14 protein-coding genes are annotated in these 16880 nt (G+C 39.3%); 13 read left to right on the plus strand and 1 reads right to left on the minus strand.

What is annotated here, in order from left to right; all coding sequences use genetic code 11:
- The first annotated feature begins 158 nt into the window (after positions 1 to 158).
- The 7 genes from WKU26_RS03775 (at position 159) to WKU26_RS03805 (ending at position 6644) form a co-directional block, all read left to right on the plus strand.
- Positions 159 to 650, plus strand: a complete 492-nt coding sequence (locus WKU26_RS03775; protein WP_340320943.1) for a DUF4252 domain-containing protein — start codon at positions 159 to 161, stop codon at positions 648 to 650.
- A complete protein-coding gene (locus WKU26_RS03780; RefSeq protein ID WP_340320944.1) occupies positions 640 to 1161 on the plus strand; it encodes an RNA polymerase sigma factor in 522 nt (173 codons plus the stop codon). Before WKU26_RS03775 ends, WKU26_RS03780 begins: the two co-directional genes overlap by 11 nt.
- Positions 1145 to 1693 (plus strand): hypothetical protein, encoded by a 549-nt coding sequence (locus WKU26_RS03785; protein ID WP_340320945.1) that lies wholly within the window; start codon positions 1145 to 1147, stop codon positions 1691 to 1693. The genes WKU26_RS03780 and WKU26_RS03785 overlap by 17 nt, the downstream gene beginning before the upstream one ends.
- Positions 1690 to 2145: a DUF4252 domain-containing protein gene (locus WKU26_RS03790; RefSeq protein ID WP_340320946.1), complete on the plus strand. Its 456-nt coding sequence runs from the start codon at positions 1690 to 1692 to the stop codon at positions 2143 to 2145. Before WKU26_RS03785 ends, WKU26_RS03790 begins: the two co-directional genes overlap by 4 nt.
- An 83-nt stretch (positions 2146 to 2228) precedes the next feature.
- A complete protein-coding gene (locus WKU26_RS03795; RefSeq protein ID WP_340320947.1) occupies positions 2229 to 4484 on the plus strand; it encodes a glycosyl hydrolase family 95 catalytic domain-containing protein in 2256 nt (751 codons plus the stop codon).
- 823 nt (positions 4485 to 5307) lie between these two features.
- Positions 5308 to 5823, plus strand: coding sequence for a hypothetical protein (locus WKU26_RS03800; RefSeq protein WP_340320948.1), 516 nt, complete (start codon positions 5308 to 5310; stop codon positions 5821 to 5823).
- 14 nt (positions 5824 to 5837) lie between these two features.
- Entirely contained in the window at positions 5838 to 6644 is an 807-nt protein-coding gene (locus tag WKU26_RS03805; RefSeq protein WP_340320949.1) for a hypothetical protein, read from the plus strand.
- Between the two features lie 129 nt (positions 6645 to 6773).
- Here WKU26_RS03805 and WKU26_RS03810 read toward each other — a convergent pair whose 3' ends face one another.
- Positions 6774 to 8057 (minus strand): O-acetylhomoserine aminocarboxypropyltransferase/cysteine synthase family protein, encoded by a 1284-nt coding sequence (locus WKU26_RS03810; RefSeq protein ID WP_178266751.1) that lies wholly within the window; start codon positions 8055 to 8057, stop codon positions 6774 to 6776.
- Between the two features lie 121 nt (positions 8058 to 8178).
- Between WKU26_RS03810 and WKU26_RS03815 the strand changes: the two genes are divergently transcribed.
- From WKU26_RS03815 to WKU26_RS03840, 6 genes are all read left to right on the plus strand, one after another.
- A complete protein-coding gene (locus WKU26_RS03815) occupies positions 8179 to 8631 on the plus strand; it encodes an acyl-CoA thioesterase (RefSeq protein ID WP_340320950.1) in 453 nt (150 codons plus the stop codon).
- 343 nt (positions 8632 to 8974) lie between these two features.
- The gene (locus WKU26_RS03820) at positions 8975 to 9598 is read left to right on the plus strand and encodes an RNA polymerase sigma factor (RefSeq protein ID WP_340320951.1); all 624 of its coding nucleotides are present in this window, start codon (positions 8975 to 8977) and stop codon (positions 9596 to 9598) included.
- Positions 9599 to 9666: 68 nt separating this feature from the next.
- Entirely contained in the window at positions 9667 to 10686 is a 1020-nt protein-coding gene (locus WKU26_RS03825) for a FecR family protein (protein ID WP_340320952.1), read from the plus strand.
- 219 nt (positions 10687 to 10905) lie between these two features.
- Entirely contained in the window at positions 10906 to 14175 is a 3270-nt protein-coding gene (locus WKU26_RS03830) for a TonB-dependent receptor (RefSeq protein WP_445323208.1), read from the plus strand.
- 21 nt (positions 14176 to 14196) lie between these two features.
- A complete protein-coding gene (locus WKU26_RS03835; RefSeq protein WP_340320954.1) occupies positions 14197 to 15834 on the plus strand; it encodes a RagB/SusD family nutrient uptake outer membrane protein in 1638 nt (545 codons plus the stop codon).
- A 27-nt stretch (positions 15835 to 15861) separates the two neighbouring features.
- A complete protein-coding gene (locus tag WKU26_RS03840) occupies positions 15862 to 16869 on the plus strand; it encodes a glycoside hydrolase family 18 (protein WP_340320955.1) in 1008 nt (335 codons plus the stop codon).
- The last annotated feature ends 11 nt before the right edge of the window (positions 16870 to 16880 follow it).

Consider the following 16880-nt stretch of genomic DNA (forward strand, 5'->3'; position numbering starts at 1 on the left):
AAGTGTTTGATAGATTGTGTTTGTGTGGTAAAGATAAGAAAAGATTTCCTCTGCAAAAAAAATATGATTTTCTTTGTAACGAAACTTTCATTCCTATCGTCTATATCAATGAAAGCGCTTTCGGATAACCCGAATATGAATTTTTAAAACAATGTATTATGAAAAGATTAACTATAACCTGTATAATGATACTGTTGACTTTGGCAGTAGGACAAGCCAAAGATTTTTCCGACTTGTTTGATGAGTTCAGAAAAGAGCAACATGCCGATTACGTATCCGTATCTCCTATAATGATGAAGGTGGCCCGTATGTTTACTCCGGCCGATGAAGGAGGAGATTTCTTACAACGTATTCATTCTGTCAGAGTCCTCGATCTGGAAGAATGTTCTTCGGAAACCAAACAGCGCTTCAATCAAAGGATAGATAAGATTAATACCAAAGGTTATGAAGAAATGATGCGGGTGAAAGATGAAGGAGAGTTGGTGCGTATCTTTGTAAAACAGGAGAAGGATGTCATTCGGGAGATGATTATTCTTTGTGCCGGAAAGAATGATTGTACCTTGGTTGCTTTGACCGGAAAAATCCGTCAGAAAGATATCGATAAAATAATAGATCAACAGATAAAAGAAGACTCCTCCCATGAACGCTGAAAACTTTAAGCAGCGTTATCTTCCTTTTCATGACAAGATGTACCGTCTGGCCTTCCGTTATACGGGAAGTCGGGAAAATGCCGAAGATATGGTACAGGAAACGTATTTGAAATTATGGAAAAAACGCGACGAACTGCCGGAAATAGAAAATACAGAAGCATACGTGATGACCTTGCTCAAAAATGTTTGCTTCGATTTTCTTCGGAAAAATCACGAAGAGATGTGGGCGAGCTCTCCTCCCGAAGACTTACAGATGGCGATACAAGTTCCCTCTTCCACTACACCGTTGGAGATTAAGGACGAGGCTGAATGTCTTCAGCAGTTAATTGCACATTTACCTCCTCCCCAGAAGAAGGTTCTTCTCTTACGCGATGTAAATGAGTGTTCTATGGAAGAAATAGAACAGGCCACCGGATTTACAGCAGCTAACATACGGGTTCTCTTATCACGGGCCAGAAAAAAATTACGTGAACAATTTAGCAAAATCAGAGCTTATGAACGAGTTGGATGAAATAAAGAAGTTGTTGAATGCATACTACGAAGGGAAAACAAATACGGCAGAAGAAAAACGACTGTATAAGTTTTTCTCTCAAACAGATGTACCGCAGGAATTATCTGCTGATAAAAAACTGTTTCTATCCCTGTCTTCTTTGCAAGAAACTCCGGAAATACCTTCCGGATTGGAATCACGTATTGCTTCTTGTATCGATGGTTGGGAACAGGAAGAGCAGATCCGTGCAGAACGTTATAAGAAAATGACACACCGTATTCTCTTGCGTCGCTGTGCCGGTATTGCGGCAGGCTTATTTCTTGTCTTTTCTGTAGGAACTTATTTGTATCACCATTCTCAGCTTCGTCCTCTTTCAGAAGATACGTGCGCTTCTCCCGAAGAAGCTTATGCCGAGGCTCAGAAAGCTCTGCTCCTGTTCTCACATAGTTTGAATAAGGGATTGGCTCAAATGGAAAAGGCCGAAGAGGCTACCGTAAAGGTAAAGAAAGTGGTAGAAAAACATGTGAATAACTTTAATAATCAAGAAAAATGAAACGTTTCTATATATTTGTCGTATTGACCTTATGCTTGTTTGTCAATGCTTTTTCTCAAGACGATTTCTTTAAGAAGTTTGCAGATCGGGAAGATATTACTTCTGTCTATATCTCTAAATCCATGCTCCGTCTGATGCCTAATGTGCAGGCTGATGGTATAGATGTAGGAAGTGTGGCTTCCAAGTTGGATAATATTCAGATTCTTTCTTGCGAAAAGCAGGAAGTCGTTCCCCTGATTCGTCAGGAACTGAAATATATCAGCCCCAAAAATGGATACGAGGAGTTGATGAAAGTAAATGATGAGGGAGAACATACAGTAATTTATTTGAAGGAAACTCCCGGAAATTCAAAAGAGTATATCTTGTTGTGCGATGAAAAAAAGGAACTGACTGTGGTCATTCTGAAGGGAAGTTTGTCTCTGTCCGATATACAGGGGATTATAAAGCAGTAGGATATTTATGGAATAACATAGTGTGGTATCTTCATTTTTATATATTTTTGCAGTGGTTGTGTATAAAATATAATTAGAGCATAATGACTGTGAAAAACATTTTATCAGGAATTTTAATGTGTGGGTTTCTTGTCGGTTCAATCAGTTGTACTAAGGAACTACATGATTGGCAGTTGAAACCTGTATCAAGCGATTTGGTATTTAAAGATTTGGCCCATTCGTGGGACGAAGGAATCCCTTTGGGAAATTCTTTTGTGGGTAGTCTTGTCTGGGAACGTGATTCTGTGTTACGATTCTCACTCGACCGGATTGACCTTTGGGATTTGAGACCTACCGACAGCCTTTCCGGTGAGAATTATAAATTTTCATGGGTGAAGAAACACATTGACGAGGGAAACTATTTACCGGTACAGAAAAAATTCGACTGGCCTTACGATAATAATGCAGCTCCTTCTAAGATTCCGGGAGCAGCCGTAGAATTCCCTTCTTTGGGTGAAGTGGAAAACGTACATCTTTATCTGAATAATGCCTTATGCGAGGTATCATGGAAAAATGGGATAACCTTGCACACGTTTGTTCACGCCAATCGTCCGATAGGATGGTTTGTGTTCGACAATGTACCACAGCCTATTGTACCGACTGTTATTCCACCTGTATATGAAAAAGAAAACGTAGGAGTCGTGGATCCGGTGACCGGGCAAGACCTGGCTTTGTTGGGATATAAGCAGGGCACAGTCGAGAAAAAAGAGGATCTGATCGTATACCATCAAAAAGGTTGGAATGATTTTTCTTATGATGTGGTAGTGAAATGGAAAAATGTATCAGGAAAGTGTGTCGGAGTATGGAGCGTGACTTCCTCTCTTGCACCCGAGAAGGCTATATCCGAAGTAGAAGAAGCTTTCAAGCGAGGACTTGCCAGTGATTATCGGGAACATTTAGATTTTTGGAATACTTACTGGAAGCAATCTTCCGTTTCTGTTCCCGATACTCTTCTACAGCGGCAATATGATAATGAAATGTACAAATTCGGTTCAGTAGCAAGAGAATATTCATATCCAGTTTCTTTACAGGCTGTCTGGACGGCAGACAATGGAAAACTTCCGCCTTGGAAGGGCGATTTTCATCACGACTTGAATACCCAGTTGAGCTACTGGCCTTCCTATGCGGGAAACCATCTGAAAGAAGAGAGTGGTTACCTTAATACGTTATGGGCGCAGCGTGATGTATACCGGAAGTTTACCCGCCAATATTTTGAAAAAGAAGGTCTTGCCATTCCCGGAGTATGTACTCTGACGGGAGAAGCAATGGGAGGATGGATTCAGTATTCTATGTCGCAGACTACGGCTGCCTGGCTTTCTCAGCATTTTTATTTGCATTGGAAATATTCAGCAGACTATAACTTCTTGAGAGAAAGAGCATATCCTTTTGTAAAAGAAGCAGCTCAATTCCTCGAAAATCAGACAGAGATAAATGCAGAAGGAAAACGGGTGCTTGCTTATTCTTCCAGTCCGGAGATTTTTGACAACTCGTTGAAAGCCTGGTTCAAGAACATGACGAATTACGATTTGTCTCTTACTTCCTTCTTGTTTAAAATTGCGGCAGAAATGGCCGATGAACTGAATTTGAAAGAAGAAGCCGGACATTGGAGCGCATTACGTGCCCAGTTGCCCGATTATGCGTTGGACAGTAAGGGAGCGTTAAGTTTCGCAAAAGGAGTTCCTTATGAGGAATCACATCGTCATTTCTCTCATGCCATGGCCATTCATCCTTTGGGACTGCTGAACTGGGAAGAAGGGGGTAAATCTCGTGAAATCATTAAATCCACTCTTGAAGCATTGGAGAAGTATGGGCCACAATGGTGGACTGGATATTCGTATGCCTGGTTTGCCAACATGAAAGCTCGTACCTTTGATGGCGAAGGAGCGTATAAAGCACTTCGTACATTTGCGGAATGTTTCTGCTTGCCTAATACATTCCATGCCAATGGCGATCAGTCGGGAACTGGAAAGTCGGATTATACATATCGTCCTTTTACATTGGAAGGCAATTTCGCTTTTGCGGCAGGTATTCAGGAAATGCTGTTACAGAGTCATACCGATACCTTGCGTATCTTCCCGGCTATTCCTGAATGCTGGGAAAATGCATCCTTCCATAATCTGAGAGCACAGGGTGCTTTTCTGGTAAGTGCAGTCAGAAAAGATGGAAAGACAGTTTCTGTAGAGATTGAATCCGAAAAAGGAAAGGATTTGTTGCTTGTTTCTCCTTTCGATGGCACTATCATACAACGTAAGACAGCTCCGGGTGAGCGTATTGTCTTAAATAATGTGATTCCGGAATAAAGATCAGAAAAGGGCTGATTGCCTGTCATTGACAAACCTTAATTAGAGTGATAGCAAGTGGTTGGCGTACGTGTGGCGGCAACCACTTGCTTGTTTTTGGCCGATTGTCATATTGATAGGAATATTGACCTTTTTGCGTGAAAAAATGAGAAAATACCGTTTTTCGATAACTCGTATTTTGAATAAAAAGTTCGCTCACGGTGGTAAAAATCCCTTTTTAGAACCAGAAAACCTCCTTAAAACATGTTATAGGACAGGTTTATGAAGCCTTTTTCGGAGGAAAATACGACCTTTATCAAGCGGTAACGATACTTGAAACGAGGGCTGACGGTACTAGAATCGTTGCCTTACGCGATTAGTCGCGTTGACTGATGCTTCCTTTTGTTTGTTTTTACCTGTTTTCGGGGGATTTTTGATGCTTTTTCGAAGCATATTTTCTACATTTTTTGGAATGATAAAAGGTTGCTGATTTCTTGATTCTTCGATTCCGGTGTATGTCGTAGACTATTCTTTATGTCGTTTATAACAAATAAAGAAGGGAATGTCTGTCTTTCTGTATTTTATAACGGCCGAAAAACTGCCGGATTTTCCACAACTTCTGTACCGGTACTCAAATAACGCCGTGTAGAGGCCTCTGAATTGACATTTTGTAAATAACGTGATAAAATTGACAAATAGAAAGTTGCTGAATGAGTGGTGCCTGGTCTTTTTATCTTCATTATGTATTTTCCTGCTGCAACGAAAATTCCTTGCAAAAATTATCAGTCATATAATAAATCTCTTTAACTTTAGAATTATTAGGAATGGAATAATAGAAAGTAGTATGATGAAGTATCTATTTCTTTTATTGTGTTTATGCTGTATACAAGTTCATGGTCAGAAGCATGACTGTAATGCAAAGGCATTTTTAAGTATTAATTATAAAGGAAAAATTCCTTTGTATGCATCTCTTTCCTGCGATACAGTACTTACTTATTTGGAGAATGATTATGAAAATGAAAATATTCTTCATTTTCATATCAAAAAGCAATGTGATAAGATGCTGTATGTTCATGTTTCCGATTTATATAATCAGTTAAATGCAGATGGGTGGTTGTTTCTTGGAGATTATATCTGTGTTTATTCTCGTGCTTATCAAGGTTCTTTAAAACTATATAATGCCCCTTGTGAATCTTCTGGCATAAATAGTGTTGTAGAAGGATATGACTCTGGTATGTATATTGTAGTAGGGTGCAGTGGAGACTGGTTGAAAGTTAAACGTATAAAGGGAGATAAAATTTATACAGGCTGGCTTTCCCCTGAAATGCAATGTGATAATCCTTATTCTACTTGTTCTTAATCAATATTTATCAAATGGAAGAAACAAACAGATTATGGGTAACAGAAGCATTTATCAGGCTTCTTGTTCAGTTACAAGATGGAGCGATTTGGGCAATACCAGATAAAAAAGTTGTAACCAGCGGGGCATATACAGTACTTCAGCATTTTGAGATTATGCCACAAAGAAAGCCAGATATAGGAGAAGATGCTCTTTATTTCCAGATTCATCATACAGAAATATCTGTTTATATAGACTTGTTAAAAGAAACAGATTTGATAGAGTTTTTGCCAGATTCTATACTTTTTATCGAGCAGAAAGAAAATTGTGAGATTTTGGCAGCTTTCTATAAAGGTTTATTTTGTATATCAGACAGATTCTTGGTAGATGAGACTTTTCTCAAGCAATGTGAAGAGGCTAATCTTTTGTTTCAGAATTTGTATATTCCTTTGAATCAGGAACTGTTGATTAAGATATTTTCTCAATTACCTGATGGGGCTGTATTAGCTATAGACAGTTGGGAACTGGAGGATTGCAGTGCTTTTCAGTCCATGAAACAGTTCAGATTGCAGGAAAAGTTTACTTCTGAACAGGACGATTTTAGCTATTGTTTTCGGATAGGCAAAACCGACTTGCCTGTTTATATCGACTGGATACGATGTAGCGATTTACCCTCTTTTTTAATTCATTTTGTAATCTTTCCTTCTTCGGATAGTGAAGATAAAGCTCCTTTGGCGGTAGTGTATGATAGTTGTATCTTTTGTTTATCCGATAAAATAGAGATAGAACAACAGATGATTGAACAGGCGGATAAGGTACATTTGTATGTACAGAAACTATAATAAGTATATTTTATAGGAAATCATTGGAGAATAATCAGAATAAAAAAGTCTCAAAATAGAAAAACAGAGCGTGCTTGCCTTGTTCTTCTATTTTGAGACTTTTGAACTTTTCGATTACCTCAGATGGAATCAGATATTCTGCATTGCCTGTTCCAGGTCGGCAATAATATCATTTACATTTTCAATACCTACCGACAGACGGATCAAGTCAGGAGCTACACCGGCTTCTATCAACTGTTCATCGGTAAGCTGGCGATGTGTGTGGCTGGCAGGGTGAAGTACACAAGTACGTGCATCGGCTACGTGTGTCACAATGCAAGCCAGTTTCAGGCTATCCATGAATTTGATGGCTTCTTCACGTGTTCCGTTGAGGCCGAAAGCTATTACACCACAAGAACCATTTGGCATGTATTTCTGAGCCAGTTCGTAATATTTGCTGCTCTTGAGTCCACAGTAGTTTACCCATTTCACTTTTGGGTTTGCTTCCAGCCATTCGGCTATTTTCTGAGCATTTTCGCAATGACGAGGTACACGCAAGTGAAGTGTTTCGAGTCCTAAGTTCAGCAGGAATGCATTTTCAGGCGACTGGATAGAACCGAGGTCTCTCATCAATTGTGCTGTAGCCTTGGTGATGTAAGCCATCTTACCGAATGCCTTAGTATAAGTCAGTCCGTGATAAGACTCATCCGGTTGAGTCAGTCCCGGGAATTTGTCAGCTTGTGCATCCCAGTCAAAATTACCGCTGTCTACAATCGCTCCTCCTACACAGGTTGCATGTCCGTCCATGTATTTGGTTGTGGAGTGAGTTACAATATCAGCTCCCCATTCAAACGGGCGGCAGTTGATAGGAGTGGCAAATGTATTGTCGACAATCAAAGGTACCCCATGTTTGTGAGCAATGCGGGCAAACTTCTCAATATCCAATACATTGATACTAGGGTTGGAAATTGTTTCACCGAACAGACATTTAGTATTCGGGCGGAAAGCTTTTTCTATTTCTTCTTCCGGTGCATCGGCATCTACGAAGGTGCATTCGATACCCAGTTTCTTCATTGTTACAGCAAAGAGATTGAAAGTACCTCCGTAAATAGTAGACGAGCATACAAAGTGATCACCAGCCTCACAGATGTTGAATACTGCGTAGAAATTGGCTGCTTGTCCGGAAGAAGTAAGCATGGCTGCTACTCCACCTTCCAGTGCTGCAATTTTGGAAGCAACTGCATCATTGGTCGGATTCTGCAGACGGGTATAGAAATAGCCGCTATCTTCAAGATCGAACAGGCGGGCCATCTGTTCGCTGGTATCATACTTGAATGTAGTACTCTGATAAATAGGCAATACGCGGGGCTCTCCTTTCTTGGGAGTCCATCCTGCCTGTACGCATAGCGTTTCTTTGCTGAATTTTGTTTCCATATATTGGGCTCGTTTTGATATTTTGTTTGTTTTATCCGGCAAAAGTAAGAAATAATCTTCCACCTTTGTGCTCTTTTTGTGAAAAAGAGTTATATTTGGTCGTTATTAATAAAAAGTGATAATGGTAGATGAAGTAAAATTTAAGCATGTAATGCCGGTACAGATTCGGTTTAGTGATGTCGATATTTATGGACACATGAATAATAATGCCTATTTCTCGTTGTACGACTTGGCAAAGACTTCTTATCTTCGTGATGTGTTTGGGTACAAGGAGGAATGGAGCAAGTTGGGAGTAGTGGTTGCCAATATCAATGCCGATTTCCTGGCTCCGGTATTTTTTTCCGATGAACTGATTATCGAAACTACAGTCGTTCATTTAGGCCATAAAAGTATGACATTGCTTCAGCGGGCAATCAACAAGGCCAGTGGAGTGTTGAAATGCCAGTGCCGTACGGTGTTGGTTGGTTACGATGTGGCCACTAAGGAACCTGTAGAGCTGCCTTTAAATTACAAGCAGGCTATTTGCAACTACGAAGGCAAAACCTTGGAAGAGTTATCGAAACCGATAGGATAGACTGATATTCATTCTTCATACTTACCCCATTAGTTGCAAGAAGGTAAATCTGTGAAAAATATGATCATCGCAAAAACTGCTGCTTGCATCAACTGTAAAAATACTTGTATCAATGGTTGATGACATTGGCTCTATTACATTCTTTGGTTAAGTTTCTTACTATTTGTTTGCAGGTATCAGCTTATTTTGCGAATATTGCATATAATTTGTGCATATTCTGATATTGATTTAAGAAGATTATAGACTTTAATTTTCTATGTATCAGTGATATGCACATGGTTTTTATATACCTTTTTAACTTTTATTTGGCCGATAAGTTATAGCCATTGTAAGAATTGCAGCTATGATGTCTGAAAACAGAAAATCAAATTTTGCAGGAAATACGATATTTTCGGATGAAAAAGTCTTGATAGAGGGTTTGAAATCCGGCTCAGAGCCTTGCTATAACCGGCTTTATAAGTTATGGGTGAGTCGGCTTTATCGTTTTGTGTACGGATATGTCAAATCCGAAAGTATCACAGACGATATTGTGCAGGAAACGTTTCTTCGTATTTGGACACATCGCGCAGAACTGAATCCTGAGTTGTCTTTTAAGTCTTATCTTTTTACTATTTCCTATCATTTGCTTCTTAAGGAATTGCGTCGTCAGGTACAGAATCCACTGGTAGGGGAATATATATCTTATGTCACCCAGCTTCATACATCTGATGAAATCACAGAGAGAGCAGTGGAATTTGATCAGTTTGAGGAAGCACTGCAGCGGGCCAAGATGAAGCTTACTCCTCGTCAGCGGGAAATATTTGAACTTAATAAAGAACAGAGTTTGTCAATTTCTGATATAGCCGAAAAATTTTCCATTACAGAGCAGGTGGTACGCAATCAGCTTTCGGCTGCATTGAAGGTAATTCGCAAAGAGTTGACCGATTTTTCTTTCATTTTTCTACTATTTATGTTTTATAACAGATAAAAACAGATGTTATAAATCTTACTTTAAGGGATATTACTTACAAAAAACATACAAAATGTAAGTAATATATGACTATACCGTCTTCACATACTAATGAAATGAATGAACTTCTAAGAAAGTTTCATGATGGAAAAATCTCTTCAGAAGAATATGCTCAGTTGTCTGAACGAATGAAAACAACTTCGGACATGGAGTTATACAAAGAACTGGAAGAGCATTGGAATACTTTCGAAGAATACAAGCAGCTTTCCGACGAGAAAATAGATTCACTTTATAATCATGGTATAAAACCTCAACTTGATATTCCACAGAAAAAGGCTGCCATTATTCGCTTTAAACGCTATTGGCTGCAAATTGCAGCTTCGTTGCTTATTTTGCTGATTGGTGGAATTGCTTCGAAATTTTATACCGAACATCAGGTAGCTTATCAGTTGGCAGAACAGCAAATAACGATTGAAGCCGGAGAAACAGGAATATCAGCAGTTACTCTTCCTGATGGAACGAAAGTCCGTTTGAATGCAAAGTCTACCTTGTCTTATCGGCAGGATTTCGGACAAAAAGACCGTAAGGTCTCACTTTCCGGTGAAGGCTATTTTGAAGTAAAGAGAGACGAGTCTAAACGCTTTGTGGTTACTACAGAAGTAATGGATATTGCAGTCTTGGGAACTTCTTTCAATGTATTTGCATACGATGATAAGGATTTTGTTGAAATGTCATTGGTGGAAGGTCATGTACAGGTTACTCCATTTAATAATGTGAACCGGATTGTAGATGTTCGTCCCAATGAGAAAGTAATCTATTATAAAGCAACCGGTGAATTGAATTTAACTCGTACATCGAATCGGCTTGAAACGGCTTGGCTGAGCAATGAATTAGTCTTTCGTCATGATAAGCTGAAAGATGTATTCTCTTGCTTGGAGCGTAAGTTCGGAGTTGTGTTTAGAGGAGGAACTCAAGCGTTGCTCGAGGATGTATATACAGGTACTTTTGAGGAAGAAAACCTGGAGAATATTTTACAGGTACTTCAGATTCATTATGGATTTGAGTATCGGCTGGAAGACAATACAATTTATTTAAATATTGATTAACCTTTTAAAATTATTTCCTGAATCTATGAAGACATAATGAAGAAAAACAACAAACTCCGATATGAGCGGCAACTCAATCGGAGTTCAGTGGGAAGAAGTTCCACACAAACTATGTTGGCGCATAGTCTATGAAACCAAAAACCTTAATTTAAAATTCTAATTATGAAAATCAAAAAGCAATTGATTGATTTTGGTCATAAAGGTAATAAAAAGTCGGGAATGTTCCGTCCTCTTGCATTATCTTTGTGTATGTTAACATTTGTTGGTGCATCGGCTCAAACAGGTACGGTAAGTATCAATGTAAAGAATGCATCTGTAAAAGAGCTATTTAGTGCTATTGAAAAACAAACTTCTTACCGTTTCTCTTATCGGGATGCAGAAGTTAAAAACAAAAAGGGAATTACTGTAAATGTTAAAAATGAAGAACTGAAAAGTCTGTTAAGCCGTGAGTTGGCGAAATACGGTTTGACCTATCAGGCATCTGGCAATAAGATAATTGTTACTCCTGTAAAGGCTAAAGCTAAAGGTGTAGTCAAAAAAGTAAAGGGACGGGTAGTGGATGCAAAAGGAGAACCTATTATCGGGGCTACTGTCATGGAAAAAGGTACTACAAACGGAACAATCACAGATTTTGATGGAAATTTTGTTCTGGATGTAGCCGATGGTGCTCCTATGGAAGTTTCTTATATTGGTTATCAAACAATGCAACTGGTCGCAGATGCGGGTAAGACACTGTCTGTAACCATGAAAGAAGATACTGAAGTATTGGATGAAGTCGTAGTCACTGCATTGGGTATCAAGAAAGAAACAAAAGCTTTGACTTACAATGTGCAGGAAGTAAAGAGTAGTGAGATCTTGAAGGTAAAGGATGCCAACTTTATGAATGCGTTGTCCGGAAAGATTGCCGGTGTAACTATTAATTCAAGTTCTTCTGGTGTGGGTGGAGCTACTCGTGTGGTAATGCGTGGTACAAAGTCTATTTCAGGTAATAACAATGCACTTTATGTGGTGGATGGTATTCCTTTGCCAAACCTTTCTTCTGCTCAGCCAAGTGATTTGTATACCGGTATGGGGCAGTCTGGAGATGGTATTTCGTCTTTGAATGCTGATGATATAGAAAGTATGTCTGTATTGACCGGTGCCGCAGCTGCAGCTTTGTATGGTAGCGATGCTGCCAATGGTGTAGTGATGATTACTACAAAGAAGGGAGAAGCCGGTAAATTGTCTGTTAGTGTTTCTAATAGTACCACATTTAGTTCTCCTTTTGTGTTACCGGAGTTTCAGAATACTTACGGCTCGGAGCAGGGTGAATATGAAAGTTGGGGACAGAAGCTGATGGTTCCTACCAGTTATGATCCGGCTGACTTTTTCCAGACCGGTTACAATGTGAATAACTCTATTAGCCTCTCTACTGGTTCTGAAACAAATCAGACCTATTTTTCTGCATCTACAGTGAATGCGAGAGGTATTATCCACAACAACGATTTGGATAGATATAATTTCTCTGTTCGCAACTCCAGCTCTATGTTGAATAATCGCTTACATATGGACTTGAGCTTCATGTATATGCGTGTCAACGAACAGAATATGTTGGCGCAGGGACAGTACTTCAACCCGTTGGTACCTGTATATCTATTCCCGCGTGGTGATGATTTTTCTAAGTATCAGACATTTGAAAGATACGATGCATCACGAAATTTCAAAACTCAATATTGGCCTTATGGAGACCAGGGTATGATGATGCAAAATCCATATTGGATTACAGAACGTAATAAGTTTAATAATAATAAAGACCGTTTCTTGGCTGGAATAGGTTTAAAATTTGATATTAATGACTGGTTGAATGTATCAGCACGTGTGAAGTACGATGGTTCTAAGGATGTCAGAACAAAAAAATACAGTGCTTCTACACTGACACTTTTTGCCGGATCTGAAATGGGAGCTTATTATAAAGATGAAATTAGCACTACTCAGATTTATGCTGATGCTATGCTGAATGTGGATAAATATATGGGAGATTTCTCATTGAAAGCTACATTGGGTGCCAGTGTGCGTGATGTGCAATATGCTTATTCAAGTGTAGGAGGACCTCTACAGAGTACTGCTAACTTATTTACTTTTACCAATTTGAACTTGAGTGCACTCCGTTTGGGACAAGAAGGCTATCATGATCATACACAGGCCATTTTTGCTACAGCTCAATTGGGATATAAGAGTATGGTTTATTTGGATGTTACAGGACGAAATGACTGGTCAAGTGCATTAGCAGGAACTAAATCTAAGAATTCAGGTTTCTTCTATCCATCAGTTGGTCTTTCTGCTATCCTGACAGAAATGCTACCTATTAAATCAGATGTCCTTTCTTTCTTAAAAGCACGTTTCTCTTATAGTCAGGTTGGTAATGCTCCTCAGCGTTTCATTCCAATCAGTACTTATCCGGTACAGGGTGGATACCCTCAGACTACTACCTATATGGTGGATGATGATTTGAAGCCGGAAAAAACAAAATCTTATGAAGTGGGATTGAGTACAAAACTTTGGGGTAATAAGATTAATTTAGATGTTACACTTTATAAGTCTTCTACTTTCAACCAGCTTTTCTCTCCATCACTTCCTACAGGATCTGGTTATACTTCCTACTATGTCAATGCAGGACGTATAGACAATAAGGGTATTGAGATGTCGTTGGGACTTAATCAGAATATAGGTCCGGTAGCTTGGTCTAGTAATTTGACTTATACATTGAACCGCAATAAGATTGTTGAATTGTTGCCTGAAACAACTACTCCATTAGGAACTACAGTCTCTATGCGTGAAATGAATATGGGTGGAACAGACGGTTACCGTATGGTCTTGAAAGAAGGAGGATCTATGGGTGATATTTACGTAAATACATTGAAAACAGATGAACACGGATATATCATTGTAGACATTGTGTCTCAGAAAGTAACAGCCGACCCTGATAATTTTATAAAAGCAGGAAATGCAAATCCTGATTATATGTTGGGATGGCGTAATGATTTCGAGTGGAAAGGCTTGAGTTTAGGATTCTTGATTAACGGACGTTTTGGTGGTGTCGGAGTTTCTGCGACACAGGCTAAACTGGATGCTTATGGTGTTTCAAAAGCTTCGGCTGAGGCTAGAGATAATGGAGGTGCATTGGTAAATGGTGAAAGAATCCCTGCAAAAGATTATTATAAGACAATTGGTGGTGGTAACTCGGGTATCGGTTCTATGTATACTTACGATGCTACCAATGTACGTTTGGCAGAAGTTTCAGTAGGTTATGATATACCGGTAAACCGCTGGGTAAAATGGATCAAGGGAGCTCATGTTTCTGTAGTAGGAAGAAACTTGATTATGTTCTATAACAAATCTCCTTTCGACCCGGAATTGACAGCAAGTACAGGAACATACTTCCAAGGTATTGACTATTTCATGCAGCCAAGTCTTCGTAATGTAGGCTTCTCTGTAAACTTGAAATTCTAATGTTAACTTTAATGAATTACAATGATGAACAATAAATATTTTTTCAGAAATTTTCTTCTGTGTTGTGCAGGTGCGTCTTTGTTGTCTTTGACCGGATGTACAGATCGATTTGATGAATGGAACACCAATCAGCATCAGGCTACAGAGGATATGATGAATAGAGATGACTTGGCAACTGGCTCTTTTTTCGTACAGATGCAGAAAAATGTATTTGTATTGGAGCAGTTGAATTCTGATGGAACAGGTATTGGAGCTGCGGTCTATCAGACTATTGATAATTTGGCTGGTTCTTCTTTCTGTGGTTATACTGGTGCATGCAATATCTGGTTCTCCAACTCTAACTACTTGACTTATAATATGACAGTTGAGTGGAGAAATGCAGCATTCGAACGTGCTTTTGTCGGTGTAATGTCTGCTTGGGATAAGATTTATAAAAAAGCAACAGAGCAGCAGCGCCCTCAGGTAGCAGCATTGGCTACTATTGTAAAGGTACTTGCCATGTCTCGTACTACTGATATGTATGGTCCTCTTCCTTATACAAAATTTGGTAATGGAGAAGTTTATAATCCATACGACAGTCAGGAAGTGATATACGATTCTTTCTTCAAAGAACTGACTGATGCGGTAAATGTTCTTTATGATTTATATCAGAAAGATGCTACTGTAAAAGTGTTGGAGCGATATGATTTCATATTTGGAGGTAATGTGGAAAACTGGATTCGCTTTGCAAATACTTTGAAACTTCGTTTGGCAATGCGTGTGGTATATGCAAATGAAGGCAAAGCACAGCAGATGGCTGTAGAAGCAGTAGAACATCCTGTTGGTGTGATGAGTAAAGCTACAGATATTGCTTCCTTGAAGCATGCTACAGACTTCTCTTATCGTCATCCTTTGTTTGTAGTGGCTACAGGTGAGTTTAATGATACTCGAATGGGAGCAACTATGGACTCTTATTTGAATGGATACAATGACCCTCGCATCAGTTCTTATTTTATGCTGTCTTCCGAAGGTAAATACACCGGAATTCGTACAGGTATTGACATGAATCGTGATAAGTATGCCTTGAAGGCTCCTTTCTCGGATTTGGCAGTAAAAGCGTCTGATGAACTGGTTTGGATGAATCCTGCCGAAGCTTATTTCCTGCGTGCAGAAGGTGCTGCCCGTGGATGGAATATGGGAGGAGAAGAGAAAGACTTGTATGAAGCAGGAGTCCGTCTTTCATTTGAAATCTGTGGAGTCTCCGGAGCAGATGCTTACTTGGCAGATGAAACCAGTGTGCCGGCGCCTTATACCGACCCGGCAAATTCCGGAAATAGTATTGGAGAAGGTTCTCCTTTGTTGGGAGATATTACCATTAAATGGGATGAAGAAGCTGGGTTTGAAGAAAAGCTGGAGCGAATCATTACCCAAAAATGGATTGCAATATATCCTGATGGTCAGGAAGCATGGTCTGAATTCAGAAGAACAGGCTATCCTAAAGTATTCCCGGTTGTAATCAATAACAGTGGAGGAACAATTGATACTGAAAAGCAGGTGCGTCGTATTCCTTTCCCGGCTACAGAATACAGAGACAACAATGCCAATGTATTGAAAGCTATTCAGCTGTTAGGTGGAGAGGACAATGGAGGTACTCCGCTTTGGTGGGACAAGAAAAAATGATATATCGAACTTTAAATTATGAGACATATGATAAACATAAAAACTTTGCTGTACTCTTTTGTGGGCAGTACATTGTTGACCATGGGAGTAACATCATGCGATACCGAAGCAGAAGCTTTAGAGGTGCAAAAACCTTATACATACAGTGACCAGTATTATGCAAATTTGAGAGCTTACAAGGCTTCCGACCATCAGATTTCGTTTATGTGGTTTGCCGATTACTCGTCTACACATAGCATGGGGTTGCATTTTAAAGGACTTCCCGATAGTTTGGATATTTGTAGTTTGTGGGGAGGTATTCCTTCGGATGTGCCAGGTAAGCCTAATACATTTTATAATCCGAAAGTGCACGAAGAAATGCGCTTTTGCCAGAAGGTGAAAGGTACTAAGTTTACATATGTAACCTTTCCAGGTGTAAATAATTTGGAATGGGTTATGAGCAGACCTGAGGAAGAACGAGTAAAAGTCTATGGTGATTCATTGTTGCGGATTGTGTACAACAATGATTTGGATGGTATGGATTTGGACTATGAGATTCATGGAGACTGGATGCATGGTCAGAACTTTGTTGAACTGATTAAATATTTAGGACAGTATATAGGTCCAAAAGGAAAAGATCCAAGTAAACTATTAATTGTAGATGGATGGCCTATCAATCTTGACCCTAAAGTATATGATTATATGTCTTATTTTATAGCTCAAGCCTACAATTCCCCTGGAGCTTCTGATTTGCAGAGACGTTTTGAAGAGGTTTGGCATGGTGGAGAAGGATTAACTCCAGATAGATACATTGTGACTGAAAATATTGGTGACTATTATGCGAATGGTGGAGTTCCTTTTACTGAAGCAGATGGAAATCAGTATACGGAAACAGGTGAGCGTTTGTATTCATTGCAAGGAATGGCACGTTGGAACCCTACTCAAGGTAAAAAGGGAGGCTTTGGAGCTTTCTTTGCTCAGCGCGACTATAATAGTAATCCTCCCTATTATCATTTTAGAAAAGGTATTCAACTTCAAAACCCAGCGGTAAAATAAAACGGTATGAT

Origin of the sequence: Phocaeicola sp. HCN-40430 (assembly GCF_037890285.1) — a bacterium.
Lineage (GTDB): Bacteria > Bacteroidota > Bacteroidia > Bacteroidales > Bacteroidaceae > Phocaeicola > Phocaeicola acetigenes.